Genomic DNA, 21,494 nt, shown 5'->3' with positions numbered 1-21,494 from the left:
AGACATGACGTGCGGGATAGCGGGGGGAGGCCCCCGGGGGCCGTGCGGCCGGTCCGTACGTCCCTCCCCCCGTAGGAAGGACGTACGGACCGGAGTCCGTGCGGTGCCGTTAGGCCGTTCGGCGGCGCAGGAGCCAGAAAGCCGTTCCGGTGGTGACGAGGGCGACGGCCAGGACGATGCCGGTCTCGACGAGATGCAGCGGCCAGTAGTGGGACTCCGGGTGCAGGGTGCCGTTCGGGAGCTCCCACGTGTCGGGCGGGCCGCCCTCGGGGCCGGCCGTGCCGGACGTCGGCCACAGCTGCCCGCGGTACTCCTCCAGGTTGTGGTTGATCAGGTACATCACCACGCAGGCGACGCCGAGGGCGGGCAGCGACCGGCGCAGGACGACCCCGGCGAGGGCGCCCACCCCCAGCCCGCACAGCCCGTACGCCACCACGGCAGGACCCCGTGCCGCGAAGATGTCGGTGTGGGTCCAGTCGTCGCCCATCAGATCGCGATGGGCCGCCCAGGCCCACCGGAACACGAACACGAACACCGTGCCGCCGACCGTGAGCAGCAGGGCGGGCACGGCGAGCTTGGCGGCCAGCCAGCGCGTCGGCGAGACGGACTGGGTCCAGGCGAGCTGTGCGGTGCCGTTCTCCAGTTCGCGGCCGATGAGGGCCGCGCCCGCCCAGGCGGCCACGGCGAAGAAGCTGTAGTAGACGAGGGTGGAGGCCCAGCTGACGGTCCCGCTGTAGTCGACCAGGGCCCTGATACGGCACAGGCCGGGGTCGTCACCGCAGGCGGCGATCCGGTCCCGTACCGACTCCGCGGTGACCTCGACCTCCCAGACCAGGGCGCCGATGGCGGCCAGCAGGAAGGCGCCCCACGCGATCAGTGCCGCGCGGTGCAGGCGCAGCACGGCCCACGGCAGCCCCGTGACCGGCCCGTCGTGCGGCCCGCCGGCCCCTCCGGTTGTTCCCTTGACGGCGAAGGTACTCATGCGGCGGCTCCTGTGGCAGCGGTACGGCGGTGGAGCAGGACGAACGCCGCGGCGACCGCGAGGGCGGCGACGGCGAGGACGATTCCGGTCTCGACGAACTGCAGAGGCCAGAAGTGGGAGTGCGGGTGGTAGATGGCCCAGATCTCGCTGAGCTCGTTGCTGTCCAGGCAGCGGCGGAGGCCGGCCGCGCCGTCGGCGTCGGTGCAGGCCATGTTGTTGGCGATGCGGACGCCCTCGTCGGTGAGCACACCCCTGTCGAGCTGGAGGGCCCTGTCCGGCAGGGTCAGGGCGTCGGCGCCGGTGACGGTGACCGTGGGCCACAGGCTCATGCGGTATTCGTTGCCCAGGGTGACGACGGCGAGGACGGCGGCGACGGCGACACCCAGGGCGGGCAGCGCGCGGCCGACGACCAGGCCCGCGAGGGCGCCGACGGCCAGGCCGCACAGGGCGTAGGCGAAGGTGACGGTGCCGTTGGAGCGGAAGCCGTCCTGGCCGGACCAGTCCGTCCACAGCAACTCCTGCCCGGAGTACCACATGAGGTGGTGCACCGGGACCAGTACGGCCATGCCCGCGGTGATGAGGAGCGCGGGCACGGTGAGCTTCGTGGCGAGCCAGCGCGCCGGCGGGACGGACTGGGTCCAGGCGAGCTGTGCGGTGCCGTTCTCCAGTTCGCGGCCGATGAGGGCCGCGCCCGCCCAGGCGCCGATCAGGAGGGGGAGGTGGGCGAGTGCGAGGGTGGTGAGGTAGACGACCGAGTCGTACCTGCCGAGCCAGGTGCCGCCGGGGAAGTAGCAGTCCTCGGTGTTCCCCCGGCACCGTGCACGCAGGTCCGCGATGGTGGCGTCGAAGCCCGGACCGTACGCCCACAGCATCGCCGCCGTGACGGCCACCACCAGCAGCAGCCAGCACCACAGCGCGACCCGGTGCAGCCGCAGGACGGACCAGACGAGGCCGTGGGCGCCCGGCGCCGAGGGCCCGCGCGCCGAGGCGGCACGTGGGGAGGCGAGGGGAGTCGTCATCCGCGCGCGCTCCCCTCGGCAGCCCCGTTCGCCGCTTTCTCGTCGCCCTTCGCGCCGTCGCCCTTGCTGCCGTCGGCGCTGTCCCCGGACTCCCCGGACTCCCCGGACTCCCCGGGCCCTCCGGGCCGCCCGGACTCGCCGGTGAGCAGGTCGGGGGCGTCGGGATTGCGCAGGTGGGCGAGAAGCACCTCCTCCAGGGACGGCGTGGCGGTCTGCCAGTCGTCGGACAGCGGGCTGCCCGGGCGGATCAGTGCGGTGAGCTGACGGCCCGTGCCGCGCGACTCGACGACGGTGTGGCCCGTGAGATCGCGCACCGGGCCGGTGATCAGGGTGTGCGCGGCGATCAGGCGCTCCGGGTCGCCGCCGAGCCTGATCCGCCCGCCGCCCATGAGGAGCAGGTGGTCGCAGATGCCCTCCAGTTCTGCGACGACGTGCGAGGACATCACGATGGTCGTGCCGTGCTCGGCGGCCTCGCCCAGCAGGGAGCCGAGGAGTTCGCGCCGGGCCAGCGGGTCGAGGTCGGCCATCGGCTCGTCGAGCAGCATCAGTTCGGGCCGCTTGCCGAAGGCCAGGGCGAGGGCGACGCGGGTGCGCTGGCCGCCGGAGAGGGAACGGATCCTGGCGGCGGGGTCGAGGGCGCCCTCCCTGGGCGCTCCGGAGGTGTCGTGGCCGTACGCGATCCGTTCCGCGGCCCCCTGGTCCCACCGGGCGCGGTTCAGCTCGGCGCCGAGACGGAGGGTGGCGGCCACCGTGAGCTGGGGCGGCAGCGGCTTGGCCTGGGCCACGTAGGCGAAGCGTTCCCGGGCCTGCGCGGGGGTGGTGCCGAGGACCTTCACCGCGCCCGCGGTGGGGCGGATCAGGCCGGCCGCCAGTTGCAGGAGGGTCGACTTGCCCGCGCCGTTCGGCCCGACCAGGGCGCAGATCCGGCCCGCGGGCAGCCGGAAGGCGCAGTCCCGCAGCACGTCGGCGCGCCTGCGCCAGTAGCGCTTGGCCAGCCCGGCCGCTTCCAGTGCGGTCTGTTCGTTGTCCCTGCTCACAGCTCCCCCTCAGGGCACTTCTCGTCCAGTACGGAGGTGAAGAGCGCGGAGATGTCCTCGCGCTCCAGGCCTTCCTTGCGTGCCTCGTCCAGCCAGGCGGTCAGCTTCGACCGCAGGGCCGTGTGGTCGGCGGGTGCGGCGCCCAGCGAGCGCCGTACGAAGGTGCCGAGGCCTCGTCTGGCCTCGACCAGGCCTTCGCGCTCCAGCTCGCGATAGGCCTTGAGGACGGTGTTCGGATTGATCGCGGTGGCCTCCACGACCTCGCGGGCCGTGGGCAGCTTGTCGCCGGGTTCGAGGACGCCCAGGCGCAGGGCCTGTTTCGTCTGCTGGACGATCTGGACGTAGGTGGCGACACCGCTGCGCCGGTCGATGCGGTACTCGACCACTCGACAACACCCTTTCACTAATTGAGTAGTGAAAGGGTGATGCAATGCGGGGGTGCATGTCAAGGCGAACGAGGGCCTCCGGAAACTTCTGGTGGATGCGTGAACCGATCGACGGGGCTCGTGCGATGAAGGGGCGTGAGGGAATCGAGAAGCGACGGAGAGCTGCTGCGGGCCATCGCGGCGGACGGTGACCGGCGCGCCTTCGAAGAGCTGTACCGGCGGTACGCGCCCTGGCTCAGGGCGAGGCTGCGCGGTCGCTGCGCCGACGCCGGGATCGTCGACGACGTCGTGCAGGAGACGTTCCTCGCGGTGTGGCGGGGCAGTGCCCGCTACCGCGAGGAGGGTGCCCCGGACGCCGCCGGCTGGCTGTGGCGGATCGGCTCGCGGCGGCTGATCGACGCGCTGCGGGGCGACGGAGCACGGGGCCGGCTGCGGCAGGCGCTCGGACGGCTGCGCCACCGGGACGAGGCGTCCGCCGAGGAGCGCGTACTGGCGGGAGTCGAGCACGGGGACCTCGCGGGCGCCCTGGTCCGGCTGTCGCCCGAGCTGCGGGCGGTCCTCCAGGCCACGGTCGTCGACGGGCTGACCACCCGGGAGGCGGCCGTCCTCCTCGGCATCCCGCCGGGGACGGTCAAGACACGGGCCCTGCGGGCCCGCAAGCAGCTGCGGGAGGAGTTGGCATGAGCGACACGAACGATGTCCGCGACGCGAGCGGCATGACCTGGCACGTCGCCGAGGACGACCTCCGGGCCTACGCGCGGGGCGAGTTGACGCCCCCGGTGCTCTGGTCGGCCGACACGCACCTCGCCGCCTGCGAACGCTGCCGGGCGGCGCTCGCCGAGGTGAGCGACCCGGTCGCCCTGGACGCGGGCTGGGAGCGGCTCGACGCCGAACTGGACGCGCCGCGACCCGGGTTCCTGGAGTCGCTGCTCGTCAGGACGGGCGTGGCCGACCACACCGCACGCCTGCTCGCCGCGACACCGGTACTGCGCCGGTCCTGGCTCGGGGCGGTCGTCGCCGTGCTGGCCATCACGGTGCTCGTCAGCAACGCGGCCCGCACGTCCGACTCTCCGGCGATGTTCCTCGCACTCGCCCCGCTGCTGCCCCTCGCCGGGGTCGCGCTGTCGTACGGGCCGGCGCTCGACCCGACGTACGAGATGGCGGTGGTGTCGCCGACGCACGGGTTCCGGCTGCTGATGATCCGCACCGTTCCCGTGCTGGTCATGGCCCTCGTCCTGAACGGCCTCGCGACCCTCGCGCTCCCCTCGTACGGACTGCGGGCGCTCGGCTGGCTGCTGCCCGCGCTCGCGCTCACCACGACCGGGCTCGCGCTGACGCCCCGCCTGGGACCGGTCCTCGCGCCCTCCCTCGTCGGCGGGACCTGGGTCGTCCTGCTGGTGCTGACGCAGCGGACGACCGACGGGACCCTCGCGCCGTACACGGCCGCGGGACAGGGCGTCGCCGCCGCGGTCGCCGCACTCGCCGCCGGGCTCTTCTACCTCGGCCGCGACCGATTCGACTCGACCCCCGCGCGCACACCGTTCGCGGGCTTCCACGACGGAGGGACAGCGTGATGTCCGACGCCACACGCAGGAGGCTCAAGCTCCTCGGGACAGCGCTGCTGATGACGGTCTCGGCCGTCCTGCAGGTGCTCTATCTGGTCGCCCTGGTCCTCCTGAAGTCCTCCGGCAACCGGAGCTCCTCGTCCTCGTCCTCCTCCGACGGGGGCGGCGAGTGAGGGCCCTCGTCCCCGCTCCGGCGCCGGTGTCCCGTCCCGGCCGCCGCCTCCCCCCGCCTCCGCTCTCTTGCTCAGGAGTCACGCATGTCTGACCTTCCGACGACGCCGACGGTGTCCGCCTCCGGGCTGACACTCCGGTACGGCAGGACGGCCGCCCTCGACGACGTGTCGGTACGGCTCGGCACGGGCGTCACCGGACTGCTCGGGCCCAACGGGGCCGGCAAGACCACGCTGTTGCGGGTCCTGGCCACCGCCGTCCCCCCGGACAGCGGGGCGTTCACCGTGCTCGGGAACGACCCCGGCACGACGGGCGGACGCCTGGAGGTGCGGCGCGCGCTGGGCTATCTGCCGCAGACGCCCGGATTCCACCCGGACTTCACGGCCTTCGAGTTCGTCGACTACGTGGCGATCCTGAAGGAACTGACGAACCGCACCGCCCGCCACCAGGAGGTACGGCGGGTCCTGGACGCCGTCGCGCTGTCCGACGTACGCAGCAGACGCATCAAGAGGCTCTCCGGCGGGATGCGCCAGCGGGTCGCGCTGGCCGCCGCCCTCGTCGGCGACCCCGGACTGCTGATCCTCGACGAGCCGACCGTCGGCCTCGACCCCGAACAACGCATGCGCTTCAGGGAGCTGATCGCCCGGGCCGGTGAGGGGCGGACCGTCCTGCTGTCCACCCACCAGACCGAGGACGTCGCGATGCTCTGCCACCGCGTGATCGTCATGGTCCGCGGCCGCGTCCGCTTCGAGGGCACCCCGGCCGAACTGACCGCACGGGCGGCGGGCCGGGTGTGGAGCAGCACCGAACGCGACCCGGGCGCCTGGGCCGGATGGCGCACCGGCACGGGCTCCTTCCGCAACGTCGGCGAACCCCCCGAGGGCGCCGAGCTCGTCGAACCGACCCTGGAGGACGGCTATCTGCTCACCCTCGACGGCGAGTCCTCGGAGGTGACGGCCGTATGAGCACCGCCCTTGAGACACCCGCACGGGCCGTCGAACCGGCGCGGCCGCCACGCCCCTGGGCGGCCGTGTTCGCCCTCGCCCGCTTCGAGGCGCGCGAACTGCGCATGACCGTGCCCTTCCTCGGCATCGCCGCCCTGTACGTCGCCTGGATCGTGTGGCAGACGACGCAGCGCCAGGGTGACTACCCGGTGCTCCAGGACGTCGACCGGGACACGCAGGGCATGTCGGTGCTCCTCGGGCTGGCCGTCCTGCTGGGCGTCAACCGCGCGGTCCTGCGCTCCCACCGGTGCGACACGGACCGCCACTTCGAGGTGCTGGTCGTCGAGCCGTGGCGGCGTACGGTCGCCCACGTGCTGTCCGTCTTCCCGGCGGCGCTGTTCACGGCGGTGTGCGTCGGCGTCCAGTTCACCTGGGCCGCGCTCAAGCCCGGCGCGGTCGGGCACGGTTCGCCCGCCGAACTCGCCGTGGGCCCGCTGACGGTCCTGCTGTTCGGCGTGTTCGGTGTCCTCGTCGCCCGCCTGGTCCCCTCGGTGTTCGCCGCACCGGTCCTCCTGGTCCTCCTGCTCTTCGCCCTGCTCTTCGTGGCGAGTCCGTCCGGCACCGCCTGGACGAGCTGGCTGGGCCCCGTCGTCACCGAGAGCGGCGCCACACCGCTCCCCTCCGACCTGCTGGAGCGGCCCGCCGCCTGGCACGCCCTCTACCTCGTCGGGTTCTGCCTGTTCGTGGCCGTCGTCGCGGTGCTGGTCAGCGGTGGGCGGACGACAGTCGTCAAGGCCGCCGTCGCGGGATCGCTCGCGCTGACCCTGGTGGGCGCGGTCGGCCAGTCCGGCGGGACGCCGCCCGGGTCGACGCCGGCCCGCGACCGGGCGTCCCTCACCCCGGACAAGGTCCAGTCGTGTCTCACGCACGACCGGTCCACGTACTGCGCCTATCCCGAGTGGACGGGCCGCACCGCCGACTGGGCCGCGGTCGTCGACCGGGTCCAGAACCTCGCGGGCGGCCGGGCCGGCGGCGAACGGCTGACCGTGCAGCAGCGCGTCGACGCCCGCCACGGGCTGGGGTCCCAGGCCGTGCTCTCCCCGTTCGACGAGCCCGGCCGGGTCAGCGTCGGCACGGCCTGGGGCGGCAACCGCGTCCCCGAGTTCGCGGCCGCCGTGGCCGCGGTGCTGGTCCTGGGCAACGAGAAGGCCGCCCTCGAACCGATCTGCGACGCCCGCGTGGTGACGATCATGTGGCTGGCGCTGGGCGCGGACCCCGACCCGATGGCCGCACTGCGCGATGTCCGGGTCGACGACAGCGTCTCGGGCTCCGCGATCGTCCTCAGCCCCACCGAGCCGTTCTCGATGAGCGCCGAACAGACCAGGATCGTGAGGGAGTTGCTCCAAAAGCCCCGCTACAGCGTCATCCCCAAGGTCAAGGCCAGGTGGACGGAACTCACCTCTGCCAGGACGACGACGGCCGAGGCGGCGCGGCTGCTGGGCGTGCCCGCCGCGACCGGGGCGGAGACGGGAACGGGCGGTGGCCCGTGCGAGGAGTGACGGCCGTGACCCGTGCTCTCGTCCGGCCCGTGTGGCGCACGCTGCCCCGGCGCGCCCTCGCGGCCGGTGCGGCCGCCGGGCTGCTGCTGGCCGGTGTCCCGCGCATGCAGTCAGGGGCCCCCGACCCCTTGCTCGGTCTCTACGCCCTGCGGGGCGCCGCGCTCGCTCTCGCCCTCGGTCTCGCGTTCCTGCTGGACGATCCGGCCCGGCACGTCACCTCGACCGTGCCGGCCCGGCGCCCGGTGCGGATCGGCCTGCGCGTGGCGCTCGTCGCCCCGTGGGCCGCGCTCTGCTGGACGGCCGCGCTGCTCCTCGTACCGCGGGAGGCGCGGCCGCCGGTGGGCGCCGTCACCCTGGAGGCGGCCGCCACCGCGGTGTTCGCCCTCACCGCGGCCGCCCTGGTCGTACGGCGTCCGCAGGTGACCGAGCCGGGTGTCGCGGTGTCGGCCTGGCTGCTGTCCACCGCGGTCGCCGTGGCCCTGCTGACGCACGGCGACTGGGCACTCCTGGTGGTCCCGGACGATCCGCGCTGGGACAGCAGCCACGAACGCTGGGCGGTGCTGCTGGCCCTCGCGACGGCGATGGGCGCGCGGGCGTGCGTCGAGCCGCTGAGGGCGCCGTGGCGGCCGCCGCTCCTCAGGCGCCAAGCCCCGGCGGCCCCTCAATAGGGGCGCGGCCCTCTCCTGAGGGGCGCGGGGAACTGCGCGACCGGCCCGACCGCCCCGCCCCTTCGGGACGGTCCGCGGCATTCCGTCGCCCGCCCGGCGAGGACCCTGTTCAGGCCCCCGTTCAGACCCCTGTTCAGGCCCCTGTTCAGGACTCCGACCGGTACATCAGGTCCGTCTCGTGCGTGACGAAGCCGAGCCTCTCGTACACGGTCACCGCCGCCTTGTTGTCGGCGTCGACGTACAGCATCGCGGTCGGCAGACCCCGCTCCGCCAGATGACGAAGACCGATCGCGGTGAGCGCCTTGCCCAGGCCGCCCCCCTGTGCGCCGGGGCGCACCCCGACGACGTACACCTCGCCGAGGGCGCCGGCCCCGGCCTCCGCCTCGTGGACCTTCGTCCAGTGGAAGCCGACCAGTTCGCCGCCGCGGAAGGCGAGGAAGAAGCCGGCCGGGTCGAACCACGGCTCGGCCTTGCGGTCGTCGAGGTCGCGCTGGGTGAGGGAGCCCTGCTCGGGGTGGTGGGCGAAGGCGGCGGCGTTCGCGGCGAGCCAGGCCGCGTCGTCCTCGCCCGGCACGAAGGCCCGCACCGAGACGCCGTCGTGCAGCTTCGGCCGGGGCAGCTCCAGGTCGGTCAACGGCCGCCGCATCTGCCGCAGTTCACGGAAGAGCGTGAGGCCGAGCACCTGGGCGAGATGGCGGGCCGCCGAATGGCCGCCGTGGGCCCATACGCGCAGACGCTTGCCGGACTCGGCGAGGAGCGCGTTGCCCAGCGCCCGCCCGTGACCGTGGCCGCGGTGCTCCGGGTGGACGACCAGTTCGGCGGCCGGCGCCTCGACGGGGTCCGTGTCCTCCAGCTGCGCGTACCCGACGAGCCGGTCCTGGACGCTGAGCAGCAGATGCCGGACCCCGTCCCGCGCGCCTCCGCGCAGCTGCAGCCGGCCCTGCTCGGACACCGCCTGCTGTCCGTCCGCCCGCGCGGCCGCCGCGAGGAGCGCGAGCACGGCCTCGGTCTGCTCGGGGCGCAGCGCGGCGAGGGTGTCGAGGGAGCGGGCCGGGGGGCTGCCGCCCTGGTCGAGCGGGCCCGGGAGGCCGGGGGCGGCCGGTGCGGTGTCGTCGCTGGTCATGAGTACGAGAGTACGGCGTGTCCGGTTCATGGCGAAGTGGCCCGACAGGGGAGTGTGCGGTCGGGGCACGAGGGTTGCGCGGCCTGTCCGGTTCGCGTCGAAGTGCCCCGGACGGCAACCAGTCCGTAACCACGAACCCCCTGTCGCGCTACGCGCGTTGACCTTAGGCTGCGGCCGGACGGGGCCCACATTTCAGCCGACCCACAGGGGGGCACATGTCAGCCACACCTCATCCGTACCGCCGCAGACGCCGTACGACCCGCTTCCTCGCGGTGACCGCGGGCGTCGCCACCGTCGGTGCCCTCGTCGCCGCGATGCCGGCGTCCGCGGGCGAGACGGGCAAGGGGAAGCCCGGCCACGCGAAGCCGGGCCGCTACCAGGACGTCCAGCTGCTCTCCTTCAACGACCTGCACGGCAACCTGGAGCCGCCGGCCGGCTCCTCCGGCCGGGTCACCGAGATCCAGCACGACGGCACCACCAAGACGATCGACGCGGGCGGTGTCGAGTACCTGGCGACGCACCTGCGCCAGGCCCGCAAGGCCAACAAGTACTCGGTCACCGCTGCGGGCGGCGACATGGTCGGCGCCTCCCCGCTGATCTCGGGTCTGTTCCACGACGAGCCCACCATCGAGGCGCTGAACAAGCTCGACCTCGACGTGACGAGCGTCGGCAACCACGAGTTCGACGAGGGCGCCAAGGAGCTCGGCCGCCTCCAGAAGGGTGGCTGCCACCCCACGGACGGCTGCTATGTGAAGGGCGAGAAGTTCAAGGGCGCCGACTTCCCGTACCTCGCGGCGAACGTCCTCGACGAGAAGACCAAGAAGCCGATCCTCAAGCCCTACTGGGTGTGGAAGAGGAACGGCGTGAAGGTCGGCTTCATCGGCGTGACCCTGGAGGACACCCCGGGTGTCGTCTCCGCCGAGGGAGTGAAGGGCCTCAAGTTCAAGGACGAGGTCGAGACGATCAACAAGTACGCCAAGGAGCTGGAGAAGCAGGGCGTCAAGTCGGTCGTCGCGCTGATCCACGAGGGCGGACTGCCGGCCTCGGCCGCGTACAACTACGACTGTGACTCGCCCGGTGGCGGCGACGGCATATCCGGCCCCATCGTGGACATCGCCAAGAACATCACGCCGAAGGTCGACGCGCTGGTCACCGGCCACACCCACGCCGCGTACGCGTGCACGATCGCCGACCCCTCGGGCAAGCCCCGCACGGTCACCTCGGCCGCGTCCTTCGGCCGGCTCTACACCGACACGACGCTGACGTACGACCGCTGGACCGGAGACATCGCCCGGACCGCCGTCGCCTCCGCGAACCACGTGGTCACGCGCACGGTGCCCAAGGCGCCGGACATGACCGAGCTGATCACCAAGTGGAACACCCTCGCGGCGCCGATCGGCAACAAGGCCATCGGGTACATCTCCGGTGACATCTCCAACGTCGGCACCGAGTCCCCGATCGGCGACCTGATCGCCGACGCGCAGCTCGCGTACGGCAAGGAGCTCGACGCGGAGACCGACCTCGCGCTGATGAACCCGGGCGGTATCCGGGCACCCCTCACCTACGCGGCCAAGGGCACCGAGGGCGACGGCGTGGTCACCTACGCCGAGGGCTTCACGGTCCAGCCGTTCGCCAACACGGTGAACCTGCAGAACTTCACCGGCGCCCAGCTCGTCCAGGTGCTCAAGGAGCAGGTCACCGGAGTCAACGCGACCGTGCCCAAGGTGCTCCAGGTCTCCTCGGGCCTCACCTACACGCTCGACCTGACGAAGACCGGCGCCGACCGTGTCGTCACCGACTCGATCAGGCTGAACGGCGCCGCGATCGACCCGGCCGCCACCTACCGCGTCGCGACGAACAGCTTCCTCGCGGGCGGCGGCGACGGTTTCACCACCCTCGGCCAGGGCACCGGAGACCTGGTCGGCGACGACGACCTCGCGGCCCTGGAGAAGTACCTCCTGGCCAACTCCTCGGCCACGAAGCCGATCGCGCCGCCCGCGGCCGACCGGATCACCATCGTGAAGTAGCCGCCCGGTAACGGCGAACTGTCCGTGAGGTAGATCGCAAACCGCTCTTTCGAGTTGCGGGTGGGGTTGGTACGCATGGTCGAATCACACGATGCGTACCCCCCATCCCATCGCGGCGCATGGCCCTCCGAACCCGTACGAGGATCTCGCCGCCCTCGACGACGGACCCCTTGAGGACTTCCTGTACGACGAGGAGCCCGCGGTCGCCGACGCCGCGAAGGAGGAGGAGTGGGCGCCGCCCAACCACCGCAGGGGTTCCGTGGCGCGCACGCGCCGCCGGACTCCCCGCGGCCGGACCCGCCGGCGCCGGCGAAGTCCCTTCGTGGGCCTGTCCCTTGCCGTCAAGGCCGTCATCGCGGTGCTCGTCCTCGCCGCCTTCCTCGCCCTCGGTGACCGCTGGGCGCTCCTGTACGCCGAGCGCACGGCCGCCGAGAAGGTCAGGGACCAGCTGAAGCTGAGCGCGGCGCCCGAGGTCGAGATCGACGGCTTCCCGTTCGTCACCCAGGTCCTCGACAAGCGGATCGACTCCGTGTCGGTCACCGTCCCCGACGTGGAGGCGGACCGTGTCTCCCTCGCCAAGGTCTCGGCCACGGCCACGGGCATACGCATCGACGGCGGCCTCACCTCCATACGCGGCGCGAGCATTCCGCGGATCGACGGGGAGGTGCTGCTCTCCTTCGACGACCTGAACCGTGAACTCGGCGCCTCGCAGGTCACGTTCAGCGGCCACGGCGGCGACGAGGTACGGGCGCGCGGCACCCTGCCCGTCGCCGGGCACGACCTGAAGCTGCGGGCCGACGCGCGGATCCGGCGGGACGGCGACCGCGGCATCTCGACGGAGGTCGGCGGCATGCGCCTGGACATCGGCGACCTGGCCACCTTCCGGCCCGGCACCCGCGAGTCCGAGGGCCTGCACCTGACCCGCAAGTCCGCCGCCCGCCTCGCGAAGGAGAAGAAGAAGGCCAAGGAACTGCTGTCCGTCCCGGCCATCGCCAAGCGGCTCGGCGTGCCCGACTCCGCGGTACGGACCGCGCTGAGCGACGACAACGACTTCGCCGAGTTCACCGGCTCCCCGAAGTTCGTCCGCCAGCTCATGAAGGTCAACCTCATCGACCTCGCCGTGGACAACCCCGAGATCCTCAAGCGTCTCGGCTTCGACCTGGCCCTCCTCGACGGCCTCTCCCGCCTCACGCGCCCGGCCCTCGTCGACCGCCTCTCCATCGGCTTCCGGCTTCCCGAGCCGCCGAGCGGCGACCTGCGGCTGCGTGACGTACGCGTCCAGAAGGACGGGATCCGGGTTCGGGTGACGGGCCGGGACATCGCCGTCGGCAGATAAGTCCCGGCTGTATAAGCCCCGGCCATATAAGTTCCGGGTGAGCGGCGTAATAAATCCTGTGTGAACAGGGGTCCAGTTCCCCGTTGCGTCTGAAAAACGGTCTCAGCTTCAATTCATCGAGGTCTCAGCGAAATTGGCGAATTCCGCTTCTGCGCTCCCGTAGTGTTTTCCATGTCGAAGCCGAACAGGGCTTACGGCGAAAGGGAATCAACCGCAGAAGAAAGAGGGAATCCCATGAGCTTCCACAAGGTCGCCCCGGTCAAGAAGACCCGCAAGCCCGCCCCGGCCGCCAGGAAGCAGTCGCCGGCGCCCGCGCCGAAGCACGGTGCGAAGAAGCAGCGCCGCCGTCCGGTCGGCAAGAAGTAGGCGATGCCGCGAGGCGGGGCCCCGGATTCTTTCCGGCGGCCCCGCCTCGGCCATTTCCCGGCCTGGGAAATGGGAAAAGCGCGGGATGGAACACGGGCGGGGAAAGGGAGTTGAACGGAATGCGGGAAGTACGGGAGGCGTTCGCCCGATTCTGGCCGCTGACACACGGCGACCGCAGATGGCTGCTGCTGGTCGTCGCCTGCGTGATCGGGTCGGCGCTGACGGAGACGGCCTCGATCCTGCTCTTCGCGGAGCTCACCGACCACGCGCTGAAGGCCGGTTCGCTCGCCGCCTTCTGGGGCCCGGCGGGCGCCTGGCTGGCCGCGGCCGTACTCGGCGCGGCCGTCGGGTACCTCGGCAACTCCCTGGCCGTTCGGACGGCCGAGAGATTCGTGCTGCGGCTGCGGGCGGGCGTCTTCCGCCACGTCCAGGACCTGCCCCCGCACTTCTTCCAGAAGCACCGCAGGGGCGACCTGGTCGAGCGGCTCACGGGTGACGTCGAGGCCATCGAACAGATGGTGGTGTCGGGCGTCGTCGGAGCGGTGTCCGCCGTCTTCTCGGCGCTCTTCTACTCCACCGCGGCCCTCTGGCTCCGCTGGGACCTCGCCCTGGTCACCTTCCTCCTCGCGCCGCTCTTCCTCGTCGCGGCCCGCCGCTTCGCCGGCCGCATCAGGACGGCCGCCCAGGACGAGCGGACCGCCGACGGCGCGATCACCTCGGTCGTCGAGGAGTCCCTCGGCAACATCGTGCTCACCCAGGCGTACAACCGGCGCCGGGCGGAGGAGAAGCGGCTCGACCGCGAGGCGCGCGCCTGGCTGCGGGCGAGCGTGCGGGGAGCCCGCGCGAGCGAGATGTACGAGCAGTTCGTCGAGGTCGTCGAGACGCTCTGCGTCCTCGCGGTCATCGGGCTCGGCGCCTGGGAGATCGCACAGGGACGTATGTCCCTGGGGCAGCTCCTCGCCTTCGCCGCCTTCCTCGGCTACCTCTATCCGCCGGTCCGCGACCTCGGACAGCTGGGCCTGACCCTGACCGCCGCCACGGCCGGAGCCCGGCGGCTCCAGGAGATCCTCGACGCCGAGCCCGCCGTCACCGACCCCGCCGAACCGGTCCGGACGTGGCCCGTACGCGGCCGGGTCTCCTTCGACGGCACGTCCTTCCGCTATCCGGGCGCGGAGCGCGACAGTCTGCGCGAGGTGACCTTCACCGCGCGGCCGGGCGAGTTCGTCCTCGTCACCGGCCCGAGCGGCGCCGGAAAATCGACCCTCTCCAGACTCCTCACCCGGTTCTACGACCCCTGCGCGGGCTCGGTACGGCTGGACGGTGTCCCGCTCCCGGACGTACCGCTGGAGTTCCTGCGCGAGAACGTCACCCTGCTGCCCCAGGAGACCCTCGTCCTGCACGGCACGATCCGCGAGAACATCGCCTGCGGACGGCCGGGCGCGACGGACGAGGAGATCGAGCGGGCCGCCCGGGACGCGGACGCGCACGACTTCGTCCGGGCACTGCCCGAGGGGTACGGGACGCTGATCTCACCCGGCACGGCCGTGCTCTCCGGCGGGCAGCTCCAGCGGGTGGCCATCGCCCGCGCGATGCTCCGGCCCGCCCCTGTCCTCGTCCTCGACGAACCGACCGCCGGGCTCGACGCGCTCGCCGCACGCAGGGTCGTACGGCCGCTGCGGCGCCTCGTGTCCGGCCGTACGACCCTCATGATCACCCACGATCTGACCCTGGCCCCGGACGCCGACCGGATCCTGGTCGTGGACGGCGGACGCCTGGTGGAACAGGGCACGCACGAGGAACTGACGGCCCGCGGAGGGACGTACGCGCGGCTCGCGGGCCCGCTGCCGGCGGACGTGCCCGGCTGGGAAGCGGCCCGCGGCTCGCGCTCCCCAGCCGGACGGATGTGACCGGCCTGACCTCAGGCGGTCGGCTTCCAGGTACCCAGCCAGTCGGCGACCTCCTGGCCGCCGGCCTGGGTGTCGGTCAGCTGCGGCCGGTTGGCACTCGCGGCACCCGAGCCGGGCCCGGTGTTCTTGTACTCCGCGAAGCGGTCGTTCTTCCAGGAGAAGCCGCCCATGTCCGACCACGGGGTCGACTTGATCGCGGCGCTGAGCGTGGAGTTGCGGACCGTGGCCTGCGGACGCAGGGCCGCGTCGCCGCCCGCGTGCCAGTTGCGCCCGAGGAAGAAGCTTCCGGCGGACACGTCACCGTTCACGACCGTGCGGTTGATGAGGATGCCCTTGCGGTCGGCCGTGGTGCTGGGGGCCACGATGTAGCCCGCCGAGCTGCCGTCCCAGCGCTTCTTCAGGGTGATCACGGACTGGTCGATCACGGCGGTCGCCCGGCCGAAGACGAAGTCGACGTTCCCGCTGATGTAGGAGTTGGTGACGTAGACCCGGCCCAGCCTGTCCTTGGCCGCGGTGTCCAGCAGCAGGGTGTCCTGGTCGCCGTCGGTGATGATGCCGTCGAGGAACACCTGGTCGGCGGCGGTGCGCAGCGCCACGGCCTGGTGGCCGTTCAGGCTCTGGTTCCTGCCCTCGTCGAAGTCGTTGTTGATCGACAGGTTGCGGGCCTGGAAGTCGTCGGCCTCGACGGCGACGGTCGCGCTGCCGCCGGTGCCGTACGTGCCGCCGCCGGGCTTCGGCGTACCGGACGCGTTGTTGAAGACGATGACGGTGTCCTTGCGGCTGCCGCCCGTGCCCTGGATGGTCACGTGCGGCTTGTTCGACGGGACCTTGACCGTCTCGCGGTACGTGCCCGGCTTGACCTGGATCACCACGCGCGAGGGGTTGTTCGCGGGGACGGCGTCGACGGCTGCCTGGACGGTCCTGTACTGCCCCGAGCCGTCCTTGGCCACGGTGAGCGTCGCGGCCCTGGTGCTCGCGGTGCTCACCGCGTTCGCCGTGCCGATCGACGTGCGCGGGCCGGTGCCGGCCTTGAGCAGCGCGGGCACCTCCGCCGTCCTGTCGAGCGTGTACGGGTAGAACGACGTGGGGTCGAAGGCCGTGCCGCCGCTCTCGTTGCGGCCGCTGGTGCCGGAGAAGGTGTTGCCGCGCTGGACGACCGCGGCCGTGGCGTCCTTGGTGACCGGGTTGTTCATGCCCTGGAAGTAGCTGTTCTCCAGGACCATCTTCGTCCTGCCGCGCGAGTAGTTGCCGTAGGACGACTTGACGGCGGTGCCCGCGACGTCCTCCAGGTAGTTGTTGTAGAGGTGCGCGTGGGCCGCGTTGTCCGTGGACGGGTTGCGCTGTTCGGTCTCGCGGATCCAGTTGTGGTGGATCGTGATGTCGGTGAGGACGTTCTCGGTCCAGCCGATGCCGAAGGTCTTGTTGTTGTCGCTCAGCCTGTTCCAGGACACCGTCACGTTGGTGCTGTCCTTGCGGACGTCGATGAGCCCGTCGGCCATGTGACGCAGGTCGTTGTGGTCGATCCACACGTGGTGGGCGCCGTCCATCTGGACCGCGTCGAAGTCGTGGTCCTTGTCGTTCCAGACGCCCTGGTAGGAGTCACGGATCGTCAGGTTCCGGATGATGACGTTGTGGACGCCGGTGCCGAGGAAGAAGCCGCCGCCGACGATCTGCCCGGACGTGCCCCGGCCCACGATCGTCTTGTCGGACCTGACCTTGATCTCCTTGCCGACCGGGTTCATGTCGATCGTCGCGGCCACGACGATGACGTACGGCTCCTCGGCGGTCGCGTACTTCTCCAGGTCGGCGAGTGTCTTCACGGTGACGGTCCGGCCGTCCCGGCCGCCGTACGTGCCCTTCTGGCCCTTCGCGTCGACCGAGGCGAAACCGTCGGCGACGTCGGCGGCCCAGGCGGGAGCGGCGGCCGAGGCGTTCGCGACGGTGGCCGCGGAGGCCTTCGGCGACGCGTCCTCGCCGAAGACACCGAACGCCGTGCCGTAGGCCATGACACCGGCGGCGCCCAGGGCGAGCGGGACACCGGCGGCCACGGCGGTCCTGCGCCTGCGGTGGCGGGCCTTGCTGCGATTCACACTCACGGCGGCTTCCGTTCAAGTCCGGGGAGGGGGGAGTCGGTTGCTGGTCGCCGCCCGCGGAGGAAAGGTTGCCGTGACACCGGAGCGCCTCCGTCCCGGGGGAGGGGACGGAGGCGCGTTCCGGGGTGGGAGTGGGGAGTACCAGGGGGCCGGCCCCTACACCGGCACCGTGAGGGTGGCCGTGTAGCCCTTCTCGACGCTGCCTTCCGTCGTCGCCAACTGCTGGTCGTAGCCGTCGCTGAAGATCATGTCGGTCTCCAGGGAGAGCCGGCCCATGTTCTGGACGCTGCTCTCGTAGCCGTCCGTCGCGTACACGGTGTCGCAGACGTCCTTCGGGAAGGCGAGCTGCGAGGTGGCCGTGATGGACGTGGCGCCGGTGGCGTCCTCCAGGCTGCCGTACACCTCGAAGTGGATGTGCGGCCAGCGGCCGGTGTAGCAGCCCGGGAAGATGCTGGTGAACGTGACCTGGCCCTTCGCGTCGGTCTCCTGGACGCCCCGCAGGTAGTTCTCCTCGGTGACGCCGTCCGAGTAGAGCGAGTAGTTGCCCTCCCGGTCGCAGTGCCAGAGGTACACAGCGGCGCCCTCCTTCGGCGTGCCGCAGCCCGAGTCGGCGTCGACGACGGTGAGGGTCACGGTCAGCGGTACGCCTTCCGCCTTGCCGCTCGCCGACCCGAAGCTGGAGGTGATGTCCTTGCGGACGACACCGCTCTCCTTGAGTACGTTCACGCCGTTGGAGCCGTCACCGGGGTAGGGGCCCGCGGTCTCGCCGGGGATGGTCTCGCACTCGGCGCCCCCGGCGGAGGCCGAGGAGGAGCCGGACGACGAGGAGGCCGAGGAGGCCGCGCCGTCCGAGTCGTCGCTGCTGCATCCCACCAGCGGCACCAGGCCGACGCCGGCCAGCAGCCGGATCATCTTCCGCCGGTGGAGTGTCGGCAGGTCGAAGGAGAGACCTCTGTCGTGATCGTGCAGTTCTTCGCTCATGGCCGCTCTCCTGATGCCTGTCGGTGGCCGCGTCCGTGTCCGCCCGCCCGCCCGCTGCTTGAAAGTGAGAGTAGGCGCATTGCCTGTGGACCATCCAGGGGAAGCCTGTTCACCGGCTGAGGGGACGGACCGGCCCACTCCTCGCGGACGAACGCTGCGAACCTGGTCGACGGCCGAGGACGTGATGGCCGCGACCTTCATGGAGGCGTGGCGGCTGCGGGCCGTCGTCGACGGCATCAAGCAGACGCCTTCCCAGGCGGGCCGACACGGCACGCAGGCCCCGCCGGAACAACCGGGGGGCCTGCGTCAGGAGGTGCGGGGCAGGGCGCGGGGCCGGCTCCCGTCAGGTCCGGTCCGTGTCCATGATCAACAGGACACCCGCGAGGACCAGCCAGACCCCCAGGAGCAGGGGCGTGATCCAGGCGGTGAAGGGGCCGCCCAGGCTGATGACGGCGATCGCGAAGCCCGTCCAGGTCAGCCAGGCGGGCAGGACACCGGCGCGCCAGACCGCGAACAGCAGGACGGCCGCGCCGAGCATGGCGGCGATCATGGCCCCGTACGCCACGTCGATGAGGACCATCGACAGCAGGGCCGTGCTCGGGACCACCACGAAGTCGTCCGAGTGGTTCGCGGTGATCGCGAAGACGTTGCCGGCCAGCCCCGCGAGCATGATGCCGATCGTGAAGACCGTGCCGCCGACCAGCACCAGCGTGGACCGGGTGTTCGAGCGTCGGGCCAGGTCGGCGAGGAACCACAGGAAGAGCAGGCCCGCGGCCAGCAGGAACAGGACGGTGACCTCGGCGAGGGCCTGGTTGCCGTCGTCGCGGTAGAACCTGACCACGTCGACGACCGCGCCGCGGTAGTCCGTCTCCGGCGTGCGCCAGAACAGCAGCTGGCCGGCGATCAGCAGGCCGCCGGAAAGAGCTCCGGCGATGCCCGGCCAGAGCACGCCCGCTCCGGCCTTCGGTGTGGGAGCCGTCATCGTGGCCTCCTTGGGGAACCCCCCGAAGGGCACCCCCCTCTTCACCAGTGTGGCCGCATACCGGCGAGTATGTCGCGGCGGCGGCGTCGGTCCCGCGCCTGTTCCCGCTCGGTGTCACTCCTGGCCGGGCAGGTCCGGAGGCGGTGTGGGAGCCCCCGGCAGCCGTACCGTCGCCTCCGTGCCGCCACCCTCCGCCGGGTGGAGCGTCACCTCGCCGCCCGCCTGCTGGACCGTACGCGCGACGATGGACAGGCCGAGGCCCGAACCGGGCAGCGCCCGAGCGCTCGGCGAGCGCCAGAAGCGGTCGAAGACGTGCGGGAGCTCGTCGGCGGGGATGCCCGGGCCGTGGTCCCGCACGGTCAGTTCGCCGCCCTTGAGGGTCACGTCGATCGCGCCGCCCCGGGGGCTGAACTTCACCGCGTTGTCGAGGATGTTCACGATGGCCCGCTCCAGGGCGGTGGGTTCCGCCCGCACGAACCACGGGTCCACGGCGGCCGTGATCGTCAGCTCCGGGCCGCGCAGCCGGGCCCGGCGCAGGGCCGCCTCCACGGTGTCCTGCAACGCGACCACCTGCACGCGGTCGGCCGGGGTGCCCGCGTCCGACCGCGACAGCGTCTGCAGGTCGCCGATCAGCGCGGCCAGTTCGGTCATCTGCGCCTTGACCGAGGCCAGCAGCGCCCTGCGGTCCGCCTCGGGGATGGGCCGCCCTGTCTCCTCGCTGCGGGTGAGCAGTTCGATGTTCGTACGCAGGGAGGTCAGGGGGGTACGCAGTTCGTGACCGGCGTCGGCGATGAGCTGCTGCTGCAGCTCACGGGAGCTCGCGAGCGAGGCGGTCATCGAGTTGAAGGACCGGGAGAGCCGGGCGATCTCGTCCTCGCTGTCGTCCTCGACGGGGATGCGGATGGTGAGGTCTTCGGTACGGGCCACGTTCTCGACGGCCTCGGTGAGCTTGTCGACAGGACGGAGGCCCGCGCGGGCGACCCAGAGGCCCGCGGCACCGGCTCCCACCACCCCGATGCCGGAGACGACGAGCAAAATCCAGGCCAACGAGGACAGAGGTTTCGTGACGTCCTTCAAGGGCTTGGCGATGGAGACCGCAATGCCCCTCTGCACCTGCCCGGTCTTGCCGTCGAGGACCTGCTGGCTGAAGACGCGTACGTCTGTACCGTCGTCGGCCGTGGCCGAGTGTGTGGCACTACGAGCCGTGCCCTTGGCCACCTCCAGGTCCGCGTCCTGCACCGGGACGGTCGGGTTGATCGGATTCGTGCAGGTGGACCCGTCCGAGTAGAAGATCGTGACGATGGGGGAACTCGGCGGTTGCTGGAGATCCTGGGGATCTGACAGCTGACAGTTGCGCAACATGCTCTGGAGCAGCGGCGGTGAGACCTGCGCACTCTGCAGCTGTTCATCGACCTGCTTGTACAACTGGTCCCTGACGATGAACCAGCACGTCACGGAGACCGCAGCCACGGCGAACGCGACCGCCGCGGCGGTCAGCAGTGACAGTCGTGACCGGAGCGGCAGAGCACGCACCAGCCGGGCGACCTTCCTCACTCCGCCCCACCCGACCGCAGCACATACCCCACGCCCCGCACCGTGTGCACGAGGCGCGGCTCGCCGCCCGCCTCCGTCTTGCGGCGCAGGTACATCACGTACACGTCCAGCGAGTTGGAGCTCGGCTCGAAGTCGAAGCCCCAGACCGCCTTCAGGATCTGCTCCCGCGTGAGGACCTGGCGCGGATGGGCCAGGAACATCTCCAGCAGGGTGAACTCGGTGCGGGTCAGCTCGACGGGACGTCCGGCCCGGGTGACCTCCCGGGTCGCGAGGTCCATCCGCAGGTCGCCGAAGGTGAGCGCGTCGTCCGCCGGGACACCGACCGCCGCGGCGGCGTACGAGCTGCGCCGCAGCAGTGCCCGTACCCGGGCGAACAGCTCGTCCAGTTCGAAGGGCTTGACCAGGTAGTCGTCGGCGCCCGCGTCGAGTCCGGTGACCCGGTCGCCGACCGTGTCGCGGGCGGTGAGCATCAGGATGGGCGTCGTCGTGCCCGCGCCCCGCATCCGGCGGGCGGCGGTCAGCCCGTCCATCCGCGGCATCTGGATGTCGAGGACGACCAGGTCGGGCTGGTACGCGACGGTCTTCTCCAGCGCGTCCGCGCCGTCGACGGCGACCTCCGTGCCGTACCCCTCGAAGGCGAGGCTTCGCTGGAGTGCTTCGCGCACGGCCGGCTCGTCGTCGACGATCAGGATGCGCTGGGGTTCACGGTCGCCTTCGGCGGGGCTCATCGCGGTCAGTTCCTCGGGTGCGGTGGGACGTGCTCAGGGCGTTTTCAGCCTCGCACGTTTCAGGGC

20 protein-coding genes are annotated in these 21,494 nt (G+C 71.7%); 10 read left to right on the top strand and 10 right to left on the bottom strand.

Translation table 11 applies throughout. From position 1 onward, the window contains the following. Nucleotides 1-109: 109 nt before the first annotated feature. From KUF83_RS01855 to KUF83_RS01840, 4 genes are read right to left on the bottom strand one after another with little or no spacing between them, the layout of a single operon-like run. Nucleotides 110-982 (bottom strand): hypothetical protein, encoded by an 873-nt coding sequence (locus KUF83_RS01855; protein ID WP_254643230.1) that lies wholly within the window; start codon nt 980-982, stop codon nt 110-112. Beyond that, the gene (locus KUF83_RS01850; RefSeq protein WP_217452716.1) at nt 979-2,001 is read right to left on the bottom strand and encodes an ABC transporter permease; all 1,023 of its coding nucleotides are present in this window, start codon (nt 1,999-2,001) and stop codon (nt 979-981) included. Before KUF83_RS01850 ends, KUF83_RS01855 begins: the two co-directional genes overlap by 4 nt. After that, nucleotides 1,998-3,038, bottom strand: a complete 1,041-nt coding sequence (locus KUF83_RS01845; RefSeq protein ID WP_217452715.1) for an ABC transporter ATP-binding protein — start codon at nt 3,036-3,038, stop codon at nt 1,998-2,000. Before KUF83_RS01845 ends, KUF83_RS01850 begins: the two co-directional genes overlap by 4 nt. Beyond that, nucleotides 3,035-3,424, bottom strand: a complete 390-nt coding sequence (locus KUF83_RS01840; RefSeq protein WP_217452714.1) for a GntR family transcriptional regulator — start codon at nt 3,422-3,424, stop codon at nt 3,035-3,037. The genes KUF83_RS01845 and KUF83_RS01840 overlap by 4 nt, the downstream gene beginning before the upstream one ends. A gap of 135 nt (nt 3,425-3,559) precedes the next feature. Between KUF83_RS01840 and KUF83_RS01835 the strand changes: the two genes are divergently transcribed. The 6 genes from KUF83_RS01835 to KUF83_RS01810 all read left to right on the top strand — a co-directional run bounded on the left by KUF83_RS01835 (nt 3,560) and on the right by KUF83_RS01810 (nt 8,331). Next, nucleotides 3,560-4,108: an RNA polymerase sigma factor gene (locus tag KUF83_RS01835; protein ID WP_217452713.1), complete on the top strand. Its 549-nt coding sequence runs from the start codon at nt 3,560-3,562 to the stop codon at nt 4,106-4,108. A gap of 32 nt (nt 4,109-4,140) precedes the next feature. Continuing rightward, nucleotides 4,141-4,998 carry a zf-HC2 domain-containing protein gene (locus KUF83_RS01830; RefSeq protein WP_217452748.1) on the top strand — a complete coding sequence of 286 codons (858 nt, stop codon included), beginning with the start codon at nt 4,141-4,143 and terminating at the stop codon, nt 4,996-4,998. Beyond that, the gene (locus KUF83_RS01825) at nt 4,998-5,162 is read left to right on the top strand and encodes a hypothetical protein (protein WP_217452712.1); all 165 of its coding nucleotides are present in this window, start codon (nt 4,998-5,000) and stop codon (nt 5,160-5,162) included. The genes KUF83_RS01830 and KUF83_RS01825 overlap by 1 nt, the downstream gene beginning before the upstream one ends. An 84-nt stretch (nt 5,163-5,246) precedes the next feature. Then, entirely contained in the window at nt 5,247-6,125 is an 879-nt protein-coding gene (locus tag KUF83_RS01820) for an ABC transporter ATP-binding protein (protein ID WP_217452711.1), read from the top strand. Next, nucleotides 6,122-7,663: an ABC transporter permease gene (locus tag KUF83_RS01815; RefSeq protein WP_217452710.1), complete on the top strand. Its 1,542-nt coding sequence runs from the start codon at nt 6,122-6,124 to the stop codon at nt 7,661-7,663. The genes KUF83_RS01820 and KUF83_RS01815 overlap by 4 nt, the downstream gene beginning before the upstream one ends. 5 nt (nt 7,664-7,668) lie before the next feature. After that, nucleotides 7,669-8,331 carry an ABC transporter gene (locus KUF83_RS01810; RefSeq protein WP_308402884.1) on the top strand — a complete coding sequence of 221 codons (663 nt, stop codon included), beginning with the start codon at nt 7,669-7,671 and terminating at the stop codon, nt 8,329-8,331. Nucleotides 8,332-8,476: 145 nt separating this feature from the next. Here the strand turns inward: KUF83_RS01810 and mshD are convergent, their stop codons facing one another. Continuing rightward, complete coding sequence (gene mshD, locus KUF83_RS01805; RefSeq protein WP_217452708.1) at nt 8,477-9,454, bottom strand: mycothiol synthase; 978 nt, start codon at nt 9,452-9,454, stop codon at nt 8,477-8,479. A 215-nt stretch (nt 9,455-9,669) separates the two neighbouring features. Here mshD and KUF83_RS01800 point away from each other — a divergent pair, with 215 nt between their 5' ends. The 4 genes from KUF83_RS01800 (at nt 9,670) to KUF83_RS01790 (ending at nt 15,090) form a co-directional block, all read left to right on the top strand. Further along, nucleotides 9,670-11,481 (top strand): bifunctional UDP-sugar hydrolase/5'-nucleotidase, encoded by a 1,812-nt coding sequence (locus KUF83_RS01800; RefSeq protein WP_217452707.1) that lies wholly within the window; start codon nt 9,670-9,672, stop codon nt 11,479-11,481. 91 nt (nt 11,482-11,572) lie between these two features. Next, a complete protein-coding gene (locus KUF83_RS01795) occupies nt 11,573-12,817 on the top strand; it encodes a DUF2993 domain-containing protein (RefSeq protein WP_217452706.1) in 1,245 nt (414 codons plus the stop codon). 234 nt (nt 12,818-13,051) lie between these two features. Beyond that, nucleotides 13,052-13,183: a hypothetical protein gene (locus KUF83_RS42505; RefSeq protein ID WP_302828472.1), complete on the top strand. Its 132-nt coding sequence runs from the start codon at nt 13,052-13,054 to the stop codon at nt 13,181-13,183. Between the two features lie 119 nt (nt 13,184-13,302). Further along, a complete protein-coding gene (locus KUF83_RS01790) occupies nt 13,303-15,090 on the top strand; it encodes an ABC transporter ATP-binding protein (RefSeq protein WP_217452705.1) in 1,788 nt (595 codons plus the stop codon). An 11-nt stretch (nt 15,091-15,101) separates the two neighbouring features. On the opposite strand, the gene KUF83_RS01785 is transcribed toward KUF83_RS01790, so the two are convergent. The 5 genes from KUF83_RS01785 to KUF83_RS01765 all read right to left on the bottom strand — a co-directional run bounded on the left by KUF83_RS01785 (nt 15,102) and on the right by KUF83_RS01765 (nt 21,428). Continuing rightward, nucleotides 15,102-17,186, bottom strand: a complete 2,085-nt coding sequence (locus KUF83_RS01785; RefSeq protein WP_217452704.1) for a pectinesterase family protein — start codon at nt 17,184-17,186, stop codon at nt 15,102-15,104. Between the two features lie 153 nt (nt 17,187-17,339). After that, a complete protein-coding gene (locus KUF83_RS01780) occupies nt 17,340-18,164 on the bottom strand; it encodes an intradiol ring-cleavage dioxygenase (protein ID WP_217452703.1) in 825 nt (274 codons plus the stop codon). A 343-nt stretch (nt 18,165-18,507) separates the two neighbouring features. After that, a complete protein-coding gene (locus KUF83_RS01775) occupies nt 18,508-19,146 on the bottom strand; it encodes a hypothetical protein (RefSeq protein WP_217452702.1) in 639 nt (212 codons plus the stop codon). Nucleotides 19,147-19,260: 114 nt separating this feature from the next. Continuing rightward, entirely contained in the window at nt 19,261-20,700 is a 1,440-nt protein-coding gene (locus KUF83_RS01770) for a cell wall metabolism sensor histidine kinase WalK (protein WP_217452701.1), read from the bottom strand. Beyond that, nucleotides 20,697-21,428 (bottom strand): response regulator transcription factor, encoded by a 732-nt coding sequence (locus tag KUF83_RS01765; protein ID WP_217452700.1) that lies wholly within the window; start codon nt 21,426-21,428, stop codon nt 20,697-20,699. The genes KUF83_RS01770 and KUF83_RS01765 overlap by 4 nt, the downstream gene beginning before the upstream one ends. Nucleotides 21,429-21,494 lie beyond the last annotated feature (66 nt).

Source organism: Streptomyces sp. BV286 (assembly GCF_019090165.1).
In the GTDB taxonomy this organism is placed as follows: Bacteria; Actinomycetota; Actinomycetes; order Streptomycetales; family Streptomycetaceae; genus Streptomyces.
The sequence above is the reverse complement of the archived record's forward strand: the minus strand, read 5'-3'. Positions and strand labels throughout refer to the sequence as shown.